The following is a 19,176-nucleotide window of genomic DNA, read 5'->3' on the forward strand; positions in this document are numbered from 1 at the left end:
ATACTACCACTCCAGCTCTTCTGCTTCTTTGACCGTACTCAGCGCCTGGGCAACTGAGTTTTGTGCCATTGCAGCGTTCAAGGCCGTCGCAAGGTCTGCAACGGTTAAACGGTCGAATAGCTGAGTTGGGTTAAAATCGGCATAGATCTTTTCACGTATTGTGGCCAATACTTTTACTACCAGCAGGGAATGACCGCCTAGGGAGAAAAAGTTATCGTCCAGCCCAATACGATCAGCAGGGATCCCCAGTACCTCGCTCCAAATCTCAATCACTGTCTTTTCAACTTCAGTCTTTGGTGCCCTAAAGTGGCTATCTGCAAGTGCTTTTTCCGCGCCCGGTAGCGCAGCAACGTCAACTTTACCATTGACGGTTAACGGCAGCTCCGTGACAAAGATGTAATCAACAGGCTGCATATAATCAGGCAATTGCTGGCGTAAAGAAGCTTTCAACGAAAACAGTACTTCACGTAACTCTGCCTCAGGCAATGCTTCTGTAACCAAATAGGAGGTTAAACGAGCTTCATTGTTTTCAGAATTAAGAACACAGGTATATGACAACTCAACCGCTTCATGTGTACAAATCAATGCATTGATTTCTGCCACTTCAATCCTAAATCCTCGTAACTTTACCTGCTCGTCGACCCGCCCTATGAATTCGAGTGTTCGGGTGTTCCCATCCAGATTCAGTTTCTGGCAAACCATATCACCCGTTTTGTAAAATCGACCTGATAGTCCCGGTAATTTTGTAAAACGTTCGTTTTGCTCAGGCGAGCCGTGGAGATAGCCTTTTGCCAAGCCAGGGCCACCGATGTACAACTCTCCAATTCCGCCATTTGGTACATAAGCACCACAATCATTCACCAGTACAGCTTCAACATTAGCCAACGGCAGACCGATATCAATTGTGTGGCCTGTTTTTTCCGCTGGTGTTATGCAGTGACTAATACATCCGACAGTGGCCTCAGTAGGCCCATATTCGTTAACAAAAACGGCGTTAGGTAACATCGCTTGCCAGGGCGCAAGCACCTGATTTGTCAATGACTCTCCGCCAATAACGATACAATGCGCGGCATCGAACTGGGCTTTCTTAGTGGCTTTACTAAATATCTCAAGGTGCGCGGGAGTGAGCTTAAAGAGCTTGGGAGCACCGGCAAGGTGGTGACGGATCTGTTCAGTCACCGAGTCTTCCGTTGGGAACTCACAAGACCCTCCGTTCAACAGTGGGTACCAAAATGAAGTAACCGTTGCATCGAATCCAATCGACGTGGTCACAATACTATTCAGCGGAGGCTGATAGTGTAACGCAACCTGGTCGAGATAATGTACGACACTACCATGCTCTACCAAAACCCCTTTAGGTTGACCGGATGAGCCAGACGTATAGATTTGATATGCCAGGTCGGTTGTAGAACATGACACTGCTGGGTTTTGCGTTGAGTACCCCTGTAAAGCACTCTGTAGACCACTTTCATCCAAGCTCAGTACAACGTTCAGCTGCCCTTCGAATAACTCTGCCAGTGATTGCTGCGTCAGCATAATGGTTAACTGAGCGTCTTCGGCCATAGCCAAAATCCGTGCCTGTGGCAACTTGGCATCAAAAGGAATATAACGACCACCAGCTTTAAGTATTGAGAGTATAGCCAGGGGCAAGTCAATATCTGGCAGCATGCAAACACCCAAAGCACTGCCAGGCCCTACCCCAAGTGCTCGCAAGCAATGCGCTAATTGATTGGCTCGTTCGTTAAGTTCAGCGTATGAAAAACTACCTTGATCACACACAACGGCGGTACTTTGAGGAGTATTCAGTACTTGTTGCTCAAACCTCTGATGTAAGCACTGCTGTGGTAGAGCTATCTGCCGCTCAGATGAAATGACGTTCACGCCACCCATATCAAGAGACTTAACGGCGCATTTAGGATCGTTGAGAATGGCTGCAATCAAAGGCTCTAGCGTGGCAAGCATGGCATTGATGGTTGCTGTCTCTATAACTTTTGCATTGTACTCAAACCCAACATACAATCCTCGTTCAGAGGTTTCAGCGCGCATAGTCAAGTCAAAGTTGGCATGTACATGCTGCTTATCACCATACATTGGTTCCAAATGCAGCTCATTCATCTGCGCTTCTAATTGCTCTGCTTGCTCATACTCAAATATGATCTGAAAGAGTGGTGAGCGCCCAGCCCTACGGGGTGGATTTAGCTCATCTACTACAGCGTCAAATGGAACATCCTGGTTTGCATTCGCTTCAATATAAGTCTTGCGCATACGCTCAAGATAAACCTGAAACTCAGGATTGTCAGAAATGTCGCTATACAGTGCAACTGTGTTGGCAAAAAAGCCAATCAACGACATTAATTCATCCTGCTGACGATTGGTAAATGTCGTGCCAACCAGCACTTTATCCTGATTTGAATACCTTGCAACCATAAGACTCATAATGGCATGCATCATCACAAACATGCTCACACCGCTTCTGCCCGCTAACGCTTTCAACCCTGCTGCAGTTTCTTTAGAGTACCAACGATATTCATAAGCACATTCATTATCCGTCTCATTGCCTACAAAATTCACTACTGGCAAACTATGAAAAGCCGGTGCTGACTTCAACTTATTCAACCAATAAGTAAGCTGCTTGGGCGCAGCTCTTTCAAGAAGCGACTGATGAAACAGAGTATAATCAAGATATTGAATGGGCAGTTCAGGCATGCGTGGTTCAACCTGATTAGCATAAGCCTCATAAGCCTGCACAAACTCTTGACTGAACAAGTTCATTGACCAAGCATCCATCGTAATGTGGTGGATGATGGAAATAAGAACTCCCTGGTTTTCTGACAGTCGTAAGAAAACCACCTTTAACATCAGCTCATTTTCCAAATCGAAACGCGTCTTAGCGGCTTCGTTTAAGTGCTCCTGAACAACGACATCCTGTTCAGCGCCACTAAAATGACGCAGATCATGTTCTGCAATAGCAAAACTGACCTCCGTATCTATCACCTGTCTTGGCTCTCCAGCTTCCTCAATAAACCGAGTACGGAGTGGCTCATGCCTGTTGACAAGATAATTAAATGCCTGATTGGCCACTGACACGTCGAAAGGACCTGTCAATTTCAATGCCGCAGTTGTCGCATAGTTCGCAGCAAATGATTGGTATTTTTCGATAAACCACAATCGTCTCTGCGTTGCTGATAGAGGGTAGTTGAATTGGTTTCGAGGCTGCTGGGGGATAGAATTAACACGCTGACTTTCTTCTGAAAGTTTTGCCAAGATATCAGGCTTAAATTGCTTTATTTGTGCCACCAATTCAGGGGTTAAAGTCTGCTTGTTGCTTCGCACAACTAGCTCACCTTGCTCGCCCAATGCCAAGCGCACACTTTTCTCACTCAATGTACGAAACAAATCTGTTAGGTTGCTCATAACACAACCTCCATTTCATCTTTTTGGACCTGAGCATGCCTATTTTGGGTTACGCTAGATTCAATCACATGCTGCTCTACCAATGTTGCTAACTCAGCAAGCGATTGCACTTCGAATAATTGAAATGGTTCGATTTCAACTGCAAACTCATGACGGATAAGACTAAGCAACTGAATAACCAGCATAGACTGCCCACCCAATTCAAAAAAGTTGCTATCCTTACCGATTTGAGAGTTATCAACTTCGAGCAATTGAGCCCACATATTTGCAACCTTTGACTCAGTTTCACTCAGTGCTTCATCATGCTGAACTTGATTTACTTCCGGGTCAGGTAAACGAGCAATATCCACTTTACCATTGCTGCTAAGAGGAAACTCATCAAGTAGTATAATATGGTTAGGCACCATATAATTAGGTAGCGCTTTAGCGACTTCTTGCTTTAGTTCTTCCTGACTTGGCGAAACCGCTAACTCGGCTCTGCAGGTTACATAGGCAACCAGCGAGAGGTTTTGGTGATTAGCGCAAGTTTTTACAACCACTTTGGTAATATCATTGTGTTTCATCAGTACAGATTCAACTTCACCAAGTTCAACTCTGTAGCCACGGAGCTTAACCTGGTGATCCATGCGCCCCGCAAATATAACCACACCATCATCACGATACTTGCCACTGTCGCCAGTGCGATATAAACGACCATATTTGGGATGCTCAAAGAAACTCTTCTGAGTGATCTCTGGTGCGTTAAAATACTCTCGTGCAACCCCAACACCACCGATATGAATTTCACCATACACACCAGTCGGCACAAGCTCTGCAGCTTCATTAAGAATTAAGATCTTCTGATTGGATAGTGGTCTTCCGTAAGGGATGCTCGCTTGTTGGTTAGTCGCGGAGTCGATTGGATAAGAGATGGACCAGATTGATCCTTCTGTCGCTCCTCCCAAGCTGTGCAATTCTGCTTGTTTAAACACCTCTAATAGACGCCGTGGCAAGGCCGGATTTATCCAGTCTCCGCTAAGCATAAACAAGCGTAGAGAAGATTGCTCAGAGATTTTCTCAATTTCACACTGGTTGACTAACAACTCAGCACATGCGGGCACCGTATCCCAAATTGAGATATTATGTTGCTCGATAAGCTGACGCCATTTGTGAGGCGCCTTCAAATCTTGCTGAGCTGGGATAACGATCCGCCCACCGACAGCAAGCAACCCAAAGAAATCATATACCGATAGATCAAAGGATAACAAAGAGACACACAATACGGCATCCTTGGCGCCAACCTGATACCGGTTATTAATATCCAGCAGAGTATTAACGGCACTACGGTGTTCAATTGCAACGCCTTTCGGTACACCTGTTGAGCCTGAAGTAAAAATCACATAGGCTAAATCCTGATTGCTCTGTCTGCTGACAAACTTTGCGCAGCTTAATAGTGCTTGCTGACGTTCAAAGCTCGGTTCGCTCTGCCCATCAACATAATGGAGTTGATAATGAGAAAAAGGTTCGCCTGTATGCCTATCTACAATCAGAGTATTCGCTTGACCTTGTTGTAATACTGTTTCAATACGATCTGTTGGCCATTCCAGATCCAATGGGAGGTATGCCCCACCAGACATCATGACCGCCAGACAAGCAATCAACTGCTCGCGACCCTTTGGCAGCAAAACACCTACTAATTGATCCTTGGCAAGTTCGCCAATTTGCTTGGATAATGTGTCCGCTGCATTGAACAATGATAAATAACTCATTGCGCCTTTTTCATCCTCGACCGCCGTCGCATCAGGTGTATCAAGAACCTGCTTTATGAACAGCTCGTGGATTAAAAGGTGGCTATCAGCGAAATGCTCTGTATCACCATGACTATGAGACTCAATTAATTCTCGACTCTGTGACGGAACAATTTGCAAACTTAGCACAGGAGTTTGCGGTGCATCACACACATGTTCTGCTAAAGTAACGATTGCATCACTGATACGCATTATTGCTGCTTGCGTAAAGACGGAGGTCGAGTACTCTAATGTCAAATCAAGTTCGTCTTCTTTTTCAGATAATTTCAACTCAATATCAAATTTGGTACTTTGATGATCGATTTCAAATGGTTCGAAACGAACGCCATCCAAACGTGTAACGTGTTTTTCCGTGCTATCCTGGCTGATGAATAGCTGACAAAGCGGAGTGTGGCTGGCACTGCGAGATGGATTCAAAGTCTCAACAAGCAAATCAAACGGTACATCCTGATTTTCTTGCATCGCTAAATTGACATTACGTACTTGCTGCAAGAAGTCAGCAAAACTTGGGTTACCTGAGATATCGGTTTTTAAAACGAGGGTGTTTGCAAAAAATCCCAGCATGTCCTGAGAGCCTTTCGCCTGACGGTTCGCAACGGGCGTCCCTATTGAGACAATAGGTTCATTGGAAAAGCGCGAAACGGTCAACGCAAACAAACTATGCATTAACATGAATGGTGTAACTTTGTAACGTACAGCCAAAGCTTTCAGTTTTTTAGTGAGCGACTCATTTAGAAATTGCTGATGCTGTTGTCCATGATACTTCTGATATTTTGGTCGAACAAAATTCAACGGTAATTGATGCACCACGGGAACATCCGCTAATTGCTTTTGCCAGTAAGCAAGTTGTTTGCTCAGGTTTCCCGATGCTATCCAGTCACGTTGCGATTGCGCATAGTCAGAAAATTGGATGGAAACAGGGTCAAGACTTTCAATGCCATCACGATAAGCCTGTAAAAACTCCTTCACCATTAAACCGACTGACCACCCATCCGACGCAATATGATGGATCACGAGCGCAAAAACTCCATTTGTCTCACTTTGCCGAATGTATGCAGCGCGCACCATTAAATCTTTGCTGAGATCAAACGAAGCTTGGCTAAACTCGCTAAGCTGCTGTTTAATTTTGCTTTCCTGAACTTCTGTATTTTCATGTGACAGATCAAACTGGGCAATATCAAACACAAATTCGTCATTGATTATTTGAACCGGTTGGTCACCCTTTTCATCATAAGTTGTACGCAAGATTTGATGACGTTCAATCAGGTTTGTGAGGACACGCTGTGCGCGCGATACATCAAACAAACCAGTAACACGAAATACCTGAGCCATATTATATTGGTTGTGGCTGTCTTCTAACTTAGCAATAGACCAGATGCGTTGTTGCGCCAATGCCATCGGCACCTCACATGAGGCTGTATCTCTTTGCTTAATCTCGAAAATTTCACCACGTGATTGCAAAGACTTTAGATGTTCGATAAGCACAGGCTTATTTTCTTTTAACAGTGCAATTAACTCAGCAGTGGGAGAGTGCTCAAAATGCAGGCCAAGTTGCTCTTCTTGCAAAGACAGTGAAACCCCTTGGCTGATACATTCAGCCAAAATCAATTTTAATTCCATCGTTATTCCTTTTTATTATTTTTCTATTTCTAATATGGCAATTTCTTTTGCTCCACGGCACGAGTTAATCACGCCGTCACAAGATTTACTAGGACTAACTCGTCCAAACCCACCAGAATAATGACTATTTACAGAAAAAAGTCCCCATATTAAGTCGAACTCGGCCAGACCAAGCTCTTTATGGGTATTTATGATTTTTTCTGCCTGACAGTATTCTTGGAAGATCCAGCCACTGCTTCTGTCTTCTTTGAGTATAATCTCCAACCAACTTTGAGTAGTCTCATTTTTTCCGAGGATGACATCTTTCCCCTGAGCCGAATCTCCCTTTTTAAACACAAACTGGTCTTTGTATTTTTTTGCAAACTCGGTAAGTTCTAGTTTTTCATTATTAAAATAAAAATATTCGTCTGAAAGACTGGCGGTGAAAGGAATATGGCGTTGAATCCACTGAGCATGTTTATCTAGCAGACGTCCCTCTCTGGCCATTTGGTGTGCAGCGGCCATAATCATTTTGGAGCCAAAGACCTGATGAACCGGGTTATCCAGGAAAAAAACTTTCTTGGCGATATGGCTAGAAGTTAAACGCATAATAAATGCACTGGCTTCGTCACCAGTTGCATCAGCCAGCATGATTAAATCAAACAGTTTTCCGTTATAAGTCACTTTGCCTGAAGGATCAAAACCGACATTTGACAAGCTTGTTATAACTTCAATATTTGCCGATTCTTCTTCGGGCAGCGTTTTGTGAAAGGAGTCGGAGCAATATTTAACCACTGAATCAGAGTGATTAATCGTATGCTGATCACCGCCATGAACCAACAAAACATTACCTAAAAACCCCTCTCCACAATATTCCTTTGCAAAGGAATATATCTCTTTAAAAATCAATGACATTGGCTCAAATGCTCGCGATTCATCTCGCGCCATAAAGCCTATATCTTCCAACAGCAACTGATAATCTTCCTGAAACAGGGCTAGATCCCATCCACCGACATTGGTACCCACATTGGTCTCTATCAGCTTAAACACGCCCTCTGAACGGATCATGTCATGGCGCATGGTCAGCCGTTTAGGCTCAAAACGCATAGATTTAAGCAAGGAATGAAAAAATCCGGGAACACCAAAGTATTGACTAAAGTGTTCGGCATTATCCGTGAAGTTGAGCACGACCTCAGTTAAGGCTTCTGGCATCATAGCCATAAAATCCTCGATGTCTTGCCGTGCCTCCGGACCAAAGAATATCGGCCAACTGCACAATGTAGGCGGAAAGTCTTTGTACTGAGCACTAGTCGGATCGGTATCTGTTAGAAAGTCATTACATTGGTGGTAGATTTTTAAGATCTCTGCATCTTTAGTGAATACAGGGGTTTTAACCCGCACTCCCTCGTCCTGCATAATCAAATCGAGTAATTTGGTATTTTGCTCGGAGTAATAATGCATATCCGCATAGATCTCCGCTGGTATTGTTGACTCTGTCATTGTTGCTCCTAGACCCAGTCCCGTGGGTATCTCACATTTATTTTATTGTTCTGTAAGTGGCGCCTACAGGGTTATAAGCGCCGCTCCTTCTTTTTTGTTTGTCGCTCTTAGTAACAATTGCTGCTCTTCGCTTAATTGCACAAAAAGGGCATCAATTTGCGTGGCCAATGCGTGCAAATTATTGGCGGAAAAGAAACTTTGCATAGATAACTCTACCCCCAAATTAGCCTTAACCTCGTTTATCAATTTAGTAGCAAGCAAAGAGTGGCCACCCAATGCAAAAAAGCTTGCGTTGAGGTTGATTGAATCTGGCTCACAGCCCAATAATTGGGCACAAATAAACACAAGTGATCCCTCAGTCTCTGTCTCGGGTTTACGCACCGCTAACGAAGCATCACACAGCGCCATTGCCGCCGCCAGATCCGTCTTTCCGTTAACCGTGATAGGTAATCTCTCTGTAACCACTATCTGAGCGGGTACCATGTAATAGGGTAACTGTTTGCGTAACCAAAGCGTGATATCGTCTGCGTGAAGCGCACTATTGGCACTTTGCACAACCGCAGCCAGATGTGGCGGTTGACCATCACCATTGATAAGTATCACAGCGCACGCTGTTACGTCCCTATAGCGCATCACAGCCGTTTCAACTTCTCCAGGCTCTATGCGATATCCAGATACTTTTACCTGTCTATCCTTACGACCCAAGCAATGTAGCTCACCATGTATATCAACACGCCCCAAATCACCTGTCAGATAAGCTTTTCTCCCCTCTATCGTAACGAATTTTTGAGCCGTATCTTGCTCATTACCTCGATACCCCAGACTCAAATACGGACTAAAAATGGCAATCTGACCGACCTCACCATCATCACAACGTCTGAGCTGCTCATTAAGTACTATTGCTGAAACACCGGGCAGCCCCTTGCCAATAGGAACAATGTGGTTGTCACGGGTGTTGGATTCCGTCGCAAGAAAGTGACAGATTGCACGGGCTGTTTCGGTTGCACCGTACAAATTAACTAGCCAGGCATCAGAGGCGCACTGTTCCAACCGTTCAATAATGGCTGCCGTTACTTGCTCACCACAGATAAAGACGCGTTGCAGGTTTTGCAAACATTCTGCATTGCTTGCAATCAAATTGGCCATCGTCGGTGTCACATTTATGCTGTTGATACTGTGCTCACGTAACCAGTCTGATAGTTGCTCTTGCGAATACTGAGTGTCAGTTGGGATGTAAAGACACGCACCAATGCTAAGCGGAATAAATATATCCCTGAGTATCGGATCATGGGTAATTGATGACAGCTGACCAAATCGCATTTCAGGGCCAAGTGCATACTCTTGGATCAGGGGCATAAGTACCCCATTCAACGAGCCATGACTGGCTTCAATAGCTTTCGGTTTACCTTCTGTACCTGATGTAAAAGCAATATAAGCCAGGGTATGTTGGTCGATAGCATTGATGTCAGGTATATGAGCTTCACCGAGACAATCAGCGGCCATATTGATTACAGTCGGCAACGAATCATCCCAAATATCTGGTCTTGGCCCTACAATTAACCTGCTATTTGTCACACAAAGCTGCTCTTTAACTCGCTCAATCGGAAAACGGTCATTAATGAGGTGGAACGCAGCGCCCGAATACAATATTGAAAACAAACTTACAACGAAATTAATATCGCGTGTCGCGATCACTGATACGACATCACCCTTTTGAATACCATGTTGTTTCAATCCCTTCACCATGGCATTGATCCGCTGTTGCAGTTCAATGTAGGTCAGACGCTCAGGGCCACAAACCAATGCATGCGCTTTTGGACGTAACAAGCACTGCTCCGATAACTGCTCACATATGCTGCCCGGCCATGCTGCAGGCTGCTCTAGCTGCAAATTGTTGCAAGCATCACTTAGCGCCATATCACAACACTTAACATGCGGAGCTTTAGTTATTTGGACCAGCAGGTGGATGTACTGATGCACCATACGCTCAATTTCCCCGGCGGAAAAACGTGCGCTGTTATAGCTGAGCTTAATGTTCAGACCTTGGTCTGTTGGTTCCATATAGAAATTCATATTGAATTTGCTTTGTTCTGGTGTCCAATCCAGTTGCTCAACCTGGAGGGAGGGGCATTGTTGCTGGGCTTCCGGCAGGTTCAGCACATTCAGCATAACCTGAAACAGTGGAGTCGTAGACGTATCACGTTCGATCTGAACCTGTTCCAGGATCATTTCAAAAGGAGTATCTTGTGCAGAAAATACCTGCCGGGCATTATCAATTTGCTGCTCCAGCAAAGACTCAAACGAACAATCTAATGACAGCTGTGATCGCAACGGAAGATTGTTGAGTAACATACCCAATAAGTGCTCTACACCTGGCACATGTCTGCCAGTTACCGGAACACCTATGACAATATCCCGCTGTGTGGTCAAGCGAGAAAACAGCACAACCAATGCACTATGAAGTACATTGAACAAAGTTCCACCATGCCTACTGGCAAGTTGCTCCAACTGTTGCAAAGTTTGCTTAGGCACAGACATATTATAGACACCGCCAATAAAGCGGTTGTCAGCTGTGCAGCTCTTTTCAAATGGGAACGTCAAATTTGCAGGGGCTGCATCCAAGTACTTTCGCCAAAATGCCCTTTGCTCATCAGCCAGTTTTGATGTCAAAAGTTGTCGCTGCCACTGTGCATAATCTCGATATTGAACTTGGCGATGTATTTCAGGCTCAGTTCCTTGAATAAGCTGCTCATAACAGTTTAGCCATTCAGTAATAAACAGCCTGACTGACCATCCATCACAAATAAGATGGTGAAAGTTGACCCAAATTTCATATTCTTGATCTGCCATCTTGACAAGGCTGAACTGACACAAAGGCAATTTGTATAGATTAAACAGTGTTTCGCCATGCGCTTTTCGTTGTGCATCAACAGTATCTGACGTACGAAGGCTAAGGTCCAGATAAGCAATGGTGTGCTGATAATCTGGATCATATTCCTGCAGTTGCTCCGCTTGGCTGCTGCGACACAGTCTTGTGTTTAACATATGATGGCGCTTGGCCAGTACATTAAGCGCTTTTTTCAGAATAGATAGATCTACTGCACCTTTAACAAGAGCACCACCAGGCATATTATGTACCGTTGAGGGCCCTGTTAAGTGTTCTATGATAAGGATACGATATTGTCCATAAGACAGCTCTGTTGGTAAGTCGTGGGCCAACATCTCAATTTTGGGCAGTGCTTCGCACTGACTTTGTAATACATCTCGAATATTCTGTTGTTCAAACAAGGCCTTAACGCTCAATTCAATTCCAGCTTCTCGATGCACACTGTGCACCAGCTGTGATAGCAACAGTGAATTGCCTCCCACCATAAAGAAGTTGTCTGTAACTCCCACTGCGGGGTTCTTGATAAGCCTTTGCCAAATTTCTAATAGCTGTGCTTCCGCATTAGTGGCAGGGGCTTCCCCTGCTATTGCTTGAGAATGCGCACTGACATTAGGTAGTTCACGTTTATCCACTTTCCCATTCACGTTGAGTGGCATTTTGTCTAGATGCACAAAGTTACTCGGTATCATATAGCTTGGCAGGGACTTACGTAACTTATTGGCCAACTCAATAGAGCATAAGGTGGTACCTGGTGAAGTCGTATAAAAAGCCACAAGATACTTGCTTTCACCCTCACCCCGGCATACAACCACAACATCAGTAACCATTTCATGCTGGCTAAGGCATTGTTCAATCTCCGCCAGCTCAATTCGAAACCCTCGAAGCTTAATCAAGCCATCACGACGGCCAACATAGCGAATTGTTCCATCTTGTTGCCAGGTAGCCCAATCCCCCGTGCGATACAAACGTCCCATTACTGATTGCTTTTCCAGGAACTTTGCTTCATTGAGCTGAGGTTGCTCGAAATACCCATGCGCGAGGGCTTTGCCACCGATATACAACTCTCCTGATACACCAATGGGTAGCGGCTGCATATTGTCATCCAGAATATGGCATTGCACATTTGCCAATGGCTTCCCAATACTAGGTATTTCAGGCCATGACTGAGGGTCTCCAGTTAGCGCGAGCGAAGTAACAACATGCGTTTCAGTCGGTCCATAGTGATTAAATAATTGACAACCACTGTGTGCACTGAAAAACCGCCTGATCGCAGGTGTAATTTTTAATGCTTCAGCCGTTGAGAAAATCGTTGTTAACGTTGGCAAAATAACTTGCTCTGCTACTACATAGTCACATAAAGATTGCAACATTGCGTAGGGCAGGTTTAATACTGTTACGCCATAGTCCTGAATATAATTCACCAAACGGGGCAATTCATGAACATCATCCTGCTCAATGAGCACACACTTCCCACCACACAGGAACATACTACATAAGTCACTAAAGCTCATATCAAATCCAATTGAAGCTAATTGAATGTTGATTTGTGGTCGAGCCATATCCGGGTGGTCATGTTGCATGGCAAAAATCAAATTACACAATGCCTGATTCCCCATCAAAATCCCTTTTGGACGACCTGTTGTTCCAGACGAATACAACATATAAGCCGGAGGATCTTCAGGTAAAGCAATGGTTAAATTGTTTGTAGGCTGTGTATCCAGTTGACCTCTGATATCTTCTAGTAAAACAACGGGTAATTCATCAGAAAAGTTGTCACTACAAGCCCCGGTAGCAAGGGTAATAGCAAGCTTGGCACTATTAGCTATATTCATAATACGCCTTTGTGGCAAACTCGCATCCATCGGCACATAGGCACAGCCAAGTTTAAGAATGGCCAGCACTGAAACGACCATCTCTTTCCCTCTGGGCTGGCAAATACCGACCCTTGAACTTGGCAGGATCCCCTGAGATAACAACCAGTGTGCAAACCGATTGGCCTCAGCATTTAAAGTTGCATAGCTCCAATTTTGCCCGCGGTGGCAAAGCGCAATGGCATTTGGTGTTTTATTTACCTGAGCTTCAAAGTGACCACTCAAAGTGGTATTCAAAGGCAGTATTAACTCGTCACCATGCGAGAATCTTTCTACCTGCTTCCTAGCATCTTCATCCACAAAATTAAGACTACCAACTGGTGTATCAGGGGAGCGGACAACTGCCGACATTATTAGCTCAAGTGACTGTAACCACGCACCTATGCGCTGCTCGTCAAATAGATCCGTACTATACTCTAGACGAATATGCAGCCCATCCTTGGTCTCTGTAAATTCAGTCACAGTATCGTAAATAGAGGTATTGGTTGGTAAAGTCATCAACTCAACAGACAAGCCTTCCAGGTGAACATGCTCTGTGAGATTCGACTCGTTCACATCATTGTTTTGAACGACCAGGAGGTGCTGGATCAAAGGAGAGTAGCCCAAATCTCGCTCTTCCACTAGTTGCTCTATCAGTACCTCAAATGGCACTTCACTGTGATTGAATGCAGCCAGCGACACTTTTTTCGCTTGTTCTAATAACGAACTAAACCCTGCTTGCAGATCCACGGGGGTTTTCAACACCAATGTATTTACAAAAAAACCTATCAGGCTTTGCGTTTCTTCTGGCTGGCGATTGGCATAGGGGGTTCCCAGCAATATTTCCCTTTCACCACTGAGACGACAAAACAGTAAAGACTGCAAAGCCTGAAGGCCCATAAACAAGGTCACGCCATAGGAATTACAGAGCTCTTTAAAGGCGTTACTAAGCTGCGGCTCGATGCACTTACGAACCAATGCGCCGCGCGAAGATACTTGGGCAGGACGAAGCTTATCCTGCTGAAGCTCTAAGAGCGGGGCACTGTTTTGTAAGTGGTTTTTCCAGTATGTGAGCTGATGGTTGATCCGCTCCACTTGCGCCTGTTCACCTTGCCAAACTGCAAAGTCTCCATATTGAAAAGCCAGTTCGTCCAGGCATGAAGCGCTATTTGTGAGTGCCGCGTTATACAACTTACTTAATTCTGCAGCAAGAATACCAATTGACCAGCCATCAGAGGCAATATGATGCATAGTGACTACCAACAGGTAATTCTGCTCGCTAAGCTCTAATAATCGTCCCCGTATCAATAAATCCCGACTCAGGTCAAAAGGTAAGCTTTTTTGCTCTGCGATAATTTCCTGCCCCTGATCGTCCACTTGAACAAGAGGCAAAGAAAACGTCGGTGCTGAATTAACTCTCTGCACGACCCCCAAATCGTTCTGATGATATGTGGTACGCAACACATGATGGCGCTCGATAAGCTGAGAGAAGGCACGCTCTAGCACGGCCTGGTTTAATACACCAGTTAATTTGAGCGCAGCTGTCACGTTGTACTGACTGGATCCCCCATCAATATTATCTATTAACCACAGTCGTTTCTGTGCATGTGACAAAGGGAATTCAAGCTGCTCATGGCGTGTAATCTGGGCCGCATTTCCGGTATTTTGCAGCTTAGTTAAGAGTGCGATGATTTCTTCTTTAGCTGCGCTGATTTTACCCTTTAGCTCATTGTTTAGTGCCCCTTTAGGCGCATGAAACTTCAGCTTTCCACCATCGACGAATAGCTTGATTTGCTTTTCACGTAAATGTGAAAGTAAGGCTAGAGCACTCATAACTCCCCCTCTTCAACATCTGCCGCTTCACTGTCCACTTCAGCTTGGTTCCAGCGATGCAACTCTACAAGTTCGCTGAGCTGAGCAATAGTTGGATTAAGCAGTAATTCATCCAGAGGGATCTGCAAATCAAACTCGCTACGCAAATTATTGGCCAGCGCTGCAGCGAGTAAGGAGTGTCCACCCAACTCGAAAAAGTTGTCGTCCAGGCCAACGCGCTCGACGCCAAGTATTTGCTGCCAATATTTAACCAAAGTACGTTGCAGTTCGTTTTCAGGCGCACGATAACGACTGTTTAATGTGTCTCTGGCAAGCGCACTGACTTCGTTAAGGTTTTCCTGTTTCTTATAATTAAGGTTCAATGCCGACACTTTCACTTCAGTGCCAACGTCATGAGATGCTTGTTGACATAAGGCCTGAATGTCCTCGCGTAGTGCAACTAAACGCGCCATAGCCGCCGTATTCACCTCCCCATTGACGCTAGAGAAATCAACATCAAGACTCAGATTAGTAGCCGCTATTTCACGCTGAGGATCCACTTTCGAGTTAAAGTCTTCGACTGATGCCACGCTCAGATCTCCGGCAAATCCTCCGTAGTTACGTTTTTCGTCTATCCAGTACTTCTTGCGGTTAAAAGGATAGGTTGGTAATGGGATCCGTCTCGCCGGTACGTGCTCGTTTACTGCGTTCCAGTCAACTGCGATACCATAGCGCCAAAGGGCCGCAATACCTTCAATAAAGCACTTCGCTCCTTGCTCTCGCTGTTTGGCGCCTGAGGCCATAGCAACTACTCGTTCAGCACCTGCTGAGCGCACAAAAGTACTTAACACCGCCGCAGGGCCTATTTCAACAAAGCAAAATTCATCCAGCTCCTGAAGCGTGTTTACCCCCTCATTGAACATCACACTATGACGCAACTGATCGGCCCAGTACTTCGCTGACTGTGCTTGTTCATCTGTCAATTTTTGGCCAGTCAGATTGGCAATTACTGTAATTTGAGGAGCGTTTAGGCTATGTTTTGATACCGATGCCATGAACGATTCGGCAGCTTCGGCCATCATGTGGCTATGAAAAGCATGTGACGTATGTAATTTACGACACTGAATGTTATGTGTCGCAAAGTCTGCTGCCATTGCATCGATATTCTCCACTGTGCCCGTCACAACACACAGGCCAGGCGCGTTATACGCAGCAACTTCAACACCAGGGAGAAGTAACTCATTTATGGCATCGACCGGCGCATTGACACTAAGCATCGCACCCGGTGCCATTGCCGCCATCAATTTGCCTCGCTGTGCAACCAGCTGCAACGCACTTTCCAAAGAAAATACGCCGGCAAGACAAGCTGCTACAAACTCACCTATGCTATGACCAATCAGAGCTTTGGGTTTTATTTTCCAACTCATAAGCAACTGCGACATCGCGTATTCATAGACAAATAAAGCAACCTGTGCGATGTGGGTTTGTGTCATCAGTGTGTCATTATCTTCACTTGCGTTTAGCAACAACCCCTTTATGTCAAACTCAACTTTATCTGCCAATAACTCGCACTGCAGATCAATAGCCTTTGCAAACTCAGGCTGCTCCACGTAGAGATCCGATGCCATGCCACTATATTGAGCCCCTTGCCCCGTAAACATCATTGCAACCTGAGATTTACTCTGGACGAAGTAATGCTCATGATCTCCAGCTTGCTCGAGCTGTTCCTCTAACTGCACAAGATTTGTGCTAACCAGTGATTGACGATAAGCAAAATCTTTTCTGCCTATTTGTAAGGTAAAAGCAAGATCTTTGAGACTTGTCTGCGGATTCGCTTTTACATATTGCAGCAACTGCTGTCGAATACTGAACAGCGCCGTGCTGTTTGGAGCAGATAACACGATAGGATACGCACTATAACTAGGTGTATTACTATGCGTAACCTGTTCAAACTCTTGTAGAACCATGTGGGCATTTGTGCCACCAATACCAAATGAGCTAACACCCGCAGTACGAGGCCCATTGGGACTTTGCCAGTCTTGCAAGGCATCGTTGACATAAAACGGGCTGTTCTCAAAATCAATCTTCGGATTGGGTTTATCAAAGTTCAGACTGGGTGGTAGCTGTCTGTGATGGAGCGCGAGGATCGTTTTGATCGCACTAGCAATACCACCTGCCGTAACCAGGTGGCCTATATTGGTTTTTACCGACCCCACGGCACAGAATTGTTTTTCTTCGGTGTGGTAACGAAATGCTTTCGTCAGCCCAGCAATTTCGATTGGGTCGCCTAGTAAAGTGCCTGTGCCATGAGCTTCAATGTAAGTAACATCTGACGGGTTAACACCCGCCACCTCATAAGCTTCTGCGATACATTCTGCCTGTCCATTGGGGTTAGGTGCAGTGTAACTGGCTTTGTCGGCACCATCGTTATTGATGGCGGTCCCTTTGATTACCGCCAGAATGGTATCTCTATCAGCCACCGCGTCTTCCAGCCGCTTCAGTATAAGAATACCCAAACCACTACCGCTGACGGTACCGCCAGCTTTTTCATCAAATGCCCGACAATGGCCATCTGGAGAGCCGATACTCCCTTCCTGATAGAAAAAGGCTTCATTGCGTGTCAATTGCAACGATACGCCACCGGCAAGACACAGATCATTTTGATGGTTCAGTAAGCTTTCACAAGCAAGGTGGATTGCGACGGCCGACGAGGAACACAATGTATTTACATTAACGCTGGCGCCTGTGAAGCCCATTTTGTAGGATACTCGAGTCGACAAAAAGTCTTTGTCGTTCGCCAGCATCGTCTTGAACGTACCCACCTGCTCAATCAAACCAGGATTTGACTTCAGATTACGCACCATATAACCGCTCATCGCAGAACCAGCATAGACACCGACTTTGCCGTCATATTTGTCAGCGGTATAACCCGCGCGCTCCATAGCTTCCCAACTGGCTTCAAGAAACAGGCGGTGCTGTGGGTCTAAGATCTCAGCTTCTCTGGGAGAGAAGTTAAAAAACTCTGCATCAAAAAGCTCTATATCGTCCAGCACCGCATCAGCAGCGACGAATTTAGGGTTATTTAACAAATGCGCATCAATGCCCATTGCAGCGAGCTGATCACGGTCAAAAAACTGAACGCTTTCAACCCCCTCTCTAAGGTTTTGCCAAAATTTCTCTAAATTACCGCCAGCTCCCGGAAAACGGCCTGCCATTGAAATTATTGCGATATCATTTTCAAAGTCTTGTTCCATCTCAACATCCTTACCAATTAATAGACATTGCGAATATCAATCAAATTACCAGAAACAAGCACATTACGATGCTTGCTGATGTCGAGGTTGGAACCATCAATCATATCCCCATCCAGCCTTGAAGGGTAAATAAGCGTGTCTGAACGCGTCACGCGAAAGTTAATTGCTAAACGGTGCTGATCAGAAGTGTTGGCAACGGAACGGTGCATAGTACGCTCAGGGAAAATAACGTACTGCCCTTTTTTCATAGGCATAGTGACAAGGTCAGTATCCTGAATTGGAAAGTCCAGAGTAATGGCTGCTTTTAGATCAGCGAAGCACATATAAATGTGGCGTTTTAATTCCTCAAACGAGGTTTTCTCTATATCAACACCTTCTAAGAATTTTGAGCTATCGATATCCAGAATGAGCTTTGAGGATTTACACAGTTCAACCAACTGGAATTTATCTTGAATATCCAAAAATGGGTCCTGCCAGAAAGCAGACTCTACCATTGGGATCATGTCAATTGGGTAGCGGTGGCGATAAGAACCACGAATAAACTGCATGGCCCCCAACTCCACAGGTACATCGTGCAATGCAAACCAGATAGTGAGATTCCAGTAGTCATCAGGCCCAACATCAGAAGCAGGTTTTAGACTCGGTTTGTCATTGCCAATCTCTTCGCCGTTGAATGCACCCCACTCTTGATGCCATTCAATGGCAGCATCCTGGGGGCGCTTATGGAATAATTTGGAACGCCACAGCGTCAGGTTTTCTCCTAGAATTTGTTCGAGCTTGACACTGACTCTTGGATCAGTGATCAGCTTCGAGACGTCCTCTTCCAATAGGTGTGTATCACGCACTGAGAAGCGCCCGTATAAAGGATTTTCCGGTTTACCATCAATTTTTTCCCACAGTACTTTGTGGAACTCATCGATAACTTCTGCGGATAAAGGTGAATCAAATGGGCCAATAAAGCCATCCTGATAGAACTCTCGTAGTTGCTGCTCAGTCAAAGCTCCTTCTCGCTGGCTGAGAGGTAATTCATTATTATTATTCATGGGTAACTCCTTTATTTTATTATTTTTTAA

At 45.1% G+C, this 19,176-nt stretch carries 6 protein-coding genes; all 6 read right to left on the reverse strand.

Translation table 11 applies throughout. The features are described 5' to 3' along the window. Window positions 1-3 precede the first annotated feature (3 nt). On the reverse strand, window positions 4-3,414 hold the full coding sequence (locus tag JJQ94_RS02285) for a non-ribosomal peptide synthetase (protein WP_099030819.1): 3,411 nt from the start codon (window positions 3,412-3,414) through the stop codon (window positions 4-6). Continuing rightward, window positions 3,411-6,821: a non-ribosomal peptide synthetase gene (locus JJQ94_RS02290; protein ID WP_099030818.1), complete on the reverse strand. Its 3,411-nt coding sequence runs from the start codon at window positions 6,819-6,821 to the stop codon at window positions 3,411-3,413. Before JJQ94_RS02290 ends, JJQ94_RS02285 begins: the two co-directional genes overlap by 4 nt. 15 nt (window positions 6,822-6,836) lie before the next feature. Beyond that, complete coding sequence (locus JJQ94_RS02295; RefSeq protein WP_099030817.1) at window positions 6,837-8,300, reverse strand: hypothetical protein; 1,464 nt, start codon at window positions 8,298-8,300, stop codon at window positions 6,837-6,839. 63 nt (window positions 8,301-8,363) lie between these two features. Beyond that, the gene (locus JJQ94_RS02300; RefSeq protein ID WP_099030816.1) at window positions 8,364-14,870 is read right to left on the reverse strand and encodes a non-ribosomal peptide synthetase; all 6,507 of its coding nucleotides are present in this window, start codon (window positions 14,868-14,870) and stop codon (window positions 8,364-8,366) included. Then, complete coding sequence (locus JJQ94_RS02305; protein WP_099030815.1) at window positions 14,867-18,103, reverse strand: type I polyketide synthase; 3,237 nt, start codon at window positions 18,101-18,103, stop codon at window positions 14,867-14,869. Before JJQ94_RS02305 ends, JJQ94_RS02300 begins: the two co-directional genes overlap by 4 nt. A gap of 17 nt (window positions 18,104-18,120) precedes the next feature. Beyond that, the gene (locus JJQ94_RS02310) at window positions 18,121-19,146 is read right to left on the reverse strand and encodes a phytanoyl-CoA dioxygenase family protein (protein ID WP_099030814.1); all 1,026 of its coding nucleotides are present in this window, start codon (window positions 19,144-19,146) and stop codon (window positions 18,121-18,123) included. Window positions 19,147-19,176: the final 30 nt, after the last annotated feature.

The sequence above is a fragment of the Pseudoalteromonas sp. GCY genome (assembly GCF_016695175.1).
Classification (GTDB): Bacteria; Pseudomonadota; Gammaproteobacteria; order Enterobacterales; family Alteromonadaceae; genus Pseudoalteromonas.

What these genes read in the sequence shown, in the direction of transcription:
- JJQ94_RS02310 (WP_099030814.1), bottom strand. Translation starts at nt 19,146, where the DNA reads ATGAATAATAATAATGAATTACCTCTCAGCCAGCGAGAAGGAGCTTTG.
- JJQ94_RS02295 (WP_099030817.1), bottom strand. Translation starts at nt 8,300, where the DNA reads ATGACAGAGTCAACAATACCAGCGGAGATCTATGCGGATATGCATTAT.
- JJQ94_RS02300 (WP_099030816.1), bottom strand. Translation starts at nt 14,870, where the DNA reads ATGAGTGCTCTAGCCTTACTTTCACATTTACGTGAAAAGCAAATCAAG.
- JJQ94_RS02285 (WP_099030819.1), bottom strand. Translation starts at nt 3,414, where the DNA reads ATGAGCAACCTAACAGATTTGTTTCGTACATTGAGTGAGAAAAGTGTG.
- JJQ94_RS02305 (WP_099030815.1), bottom strand. Translation starts at nt 18,103, where the DNA reads ATGGAACAAGACTTTGAAAATGATATCGCAATAATTTCAATGGCAGGC.
- JJQ94_RS02290 (WP_099030818.1), bottom strand. Translation starts at nt 6,821, where the DNA reads ATGGAATTAAAATTGATTTTGGCTGAATGTATCAGCCAAGGGGTTTCA.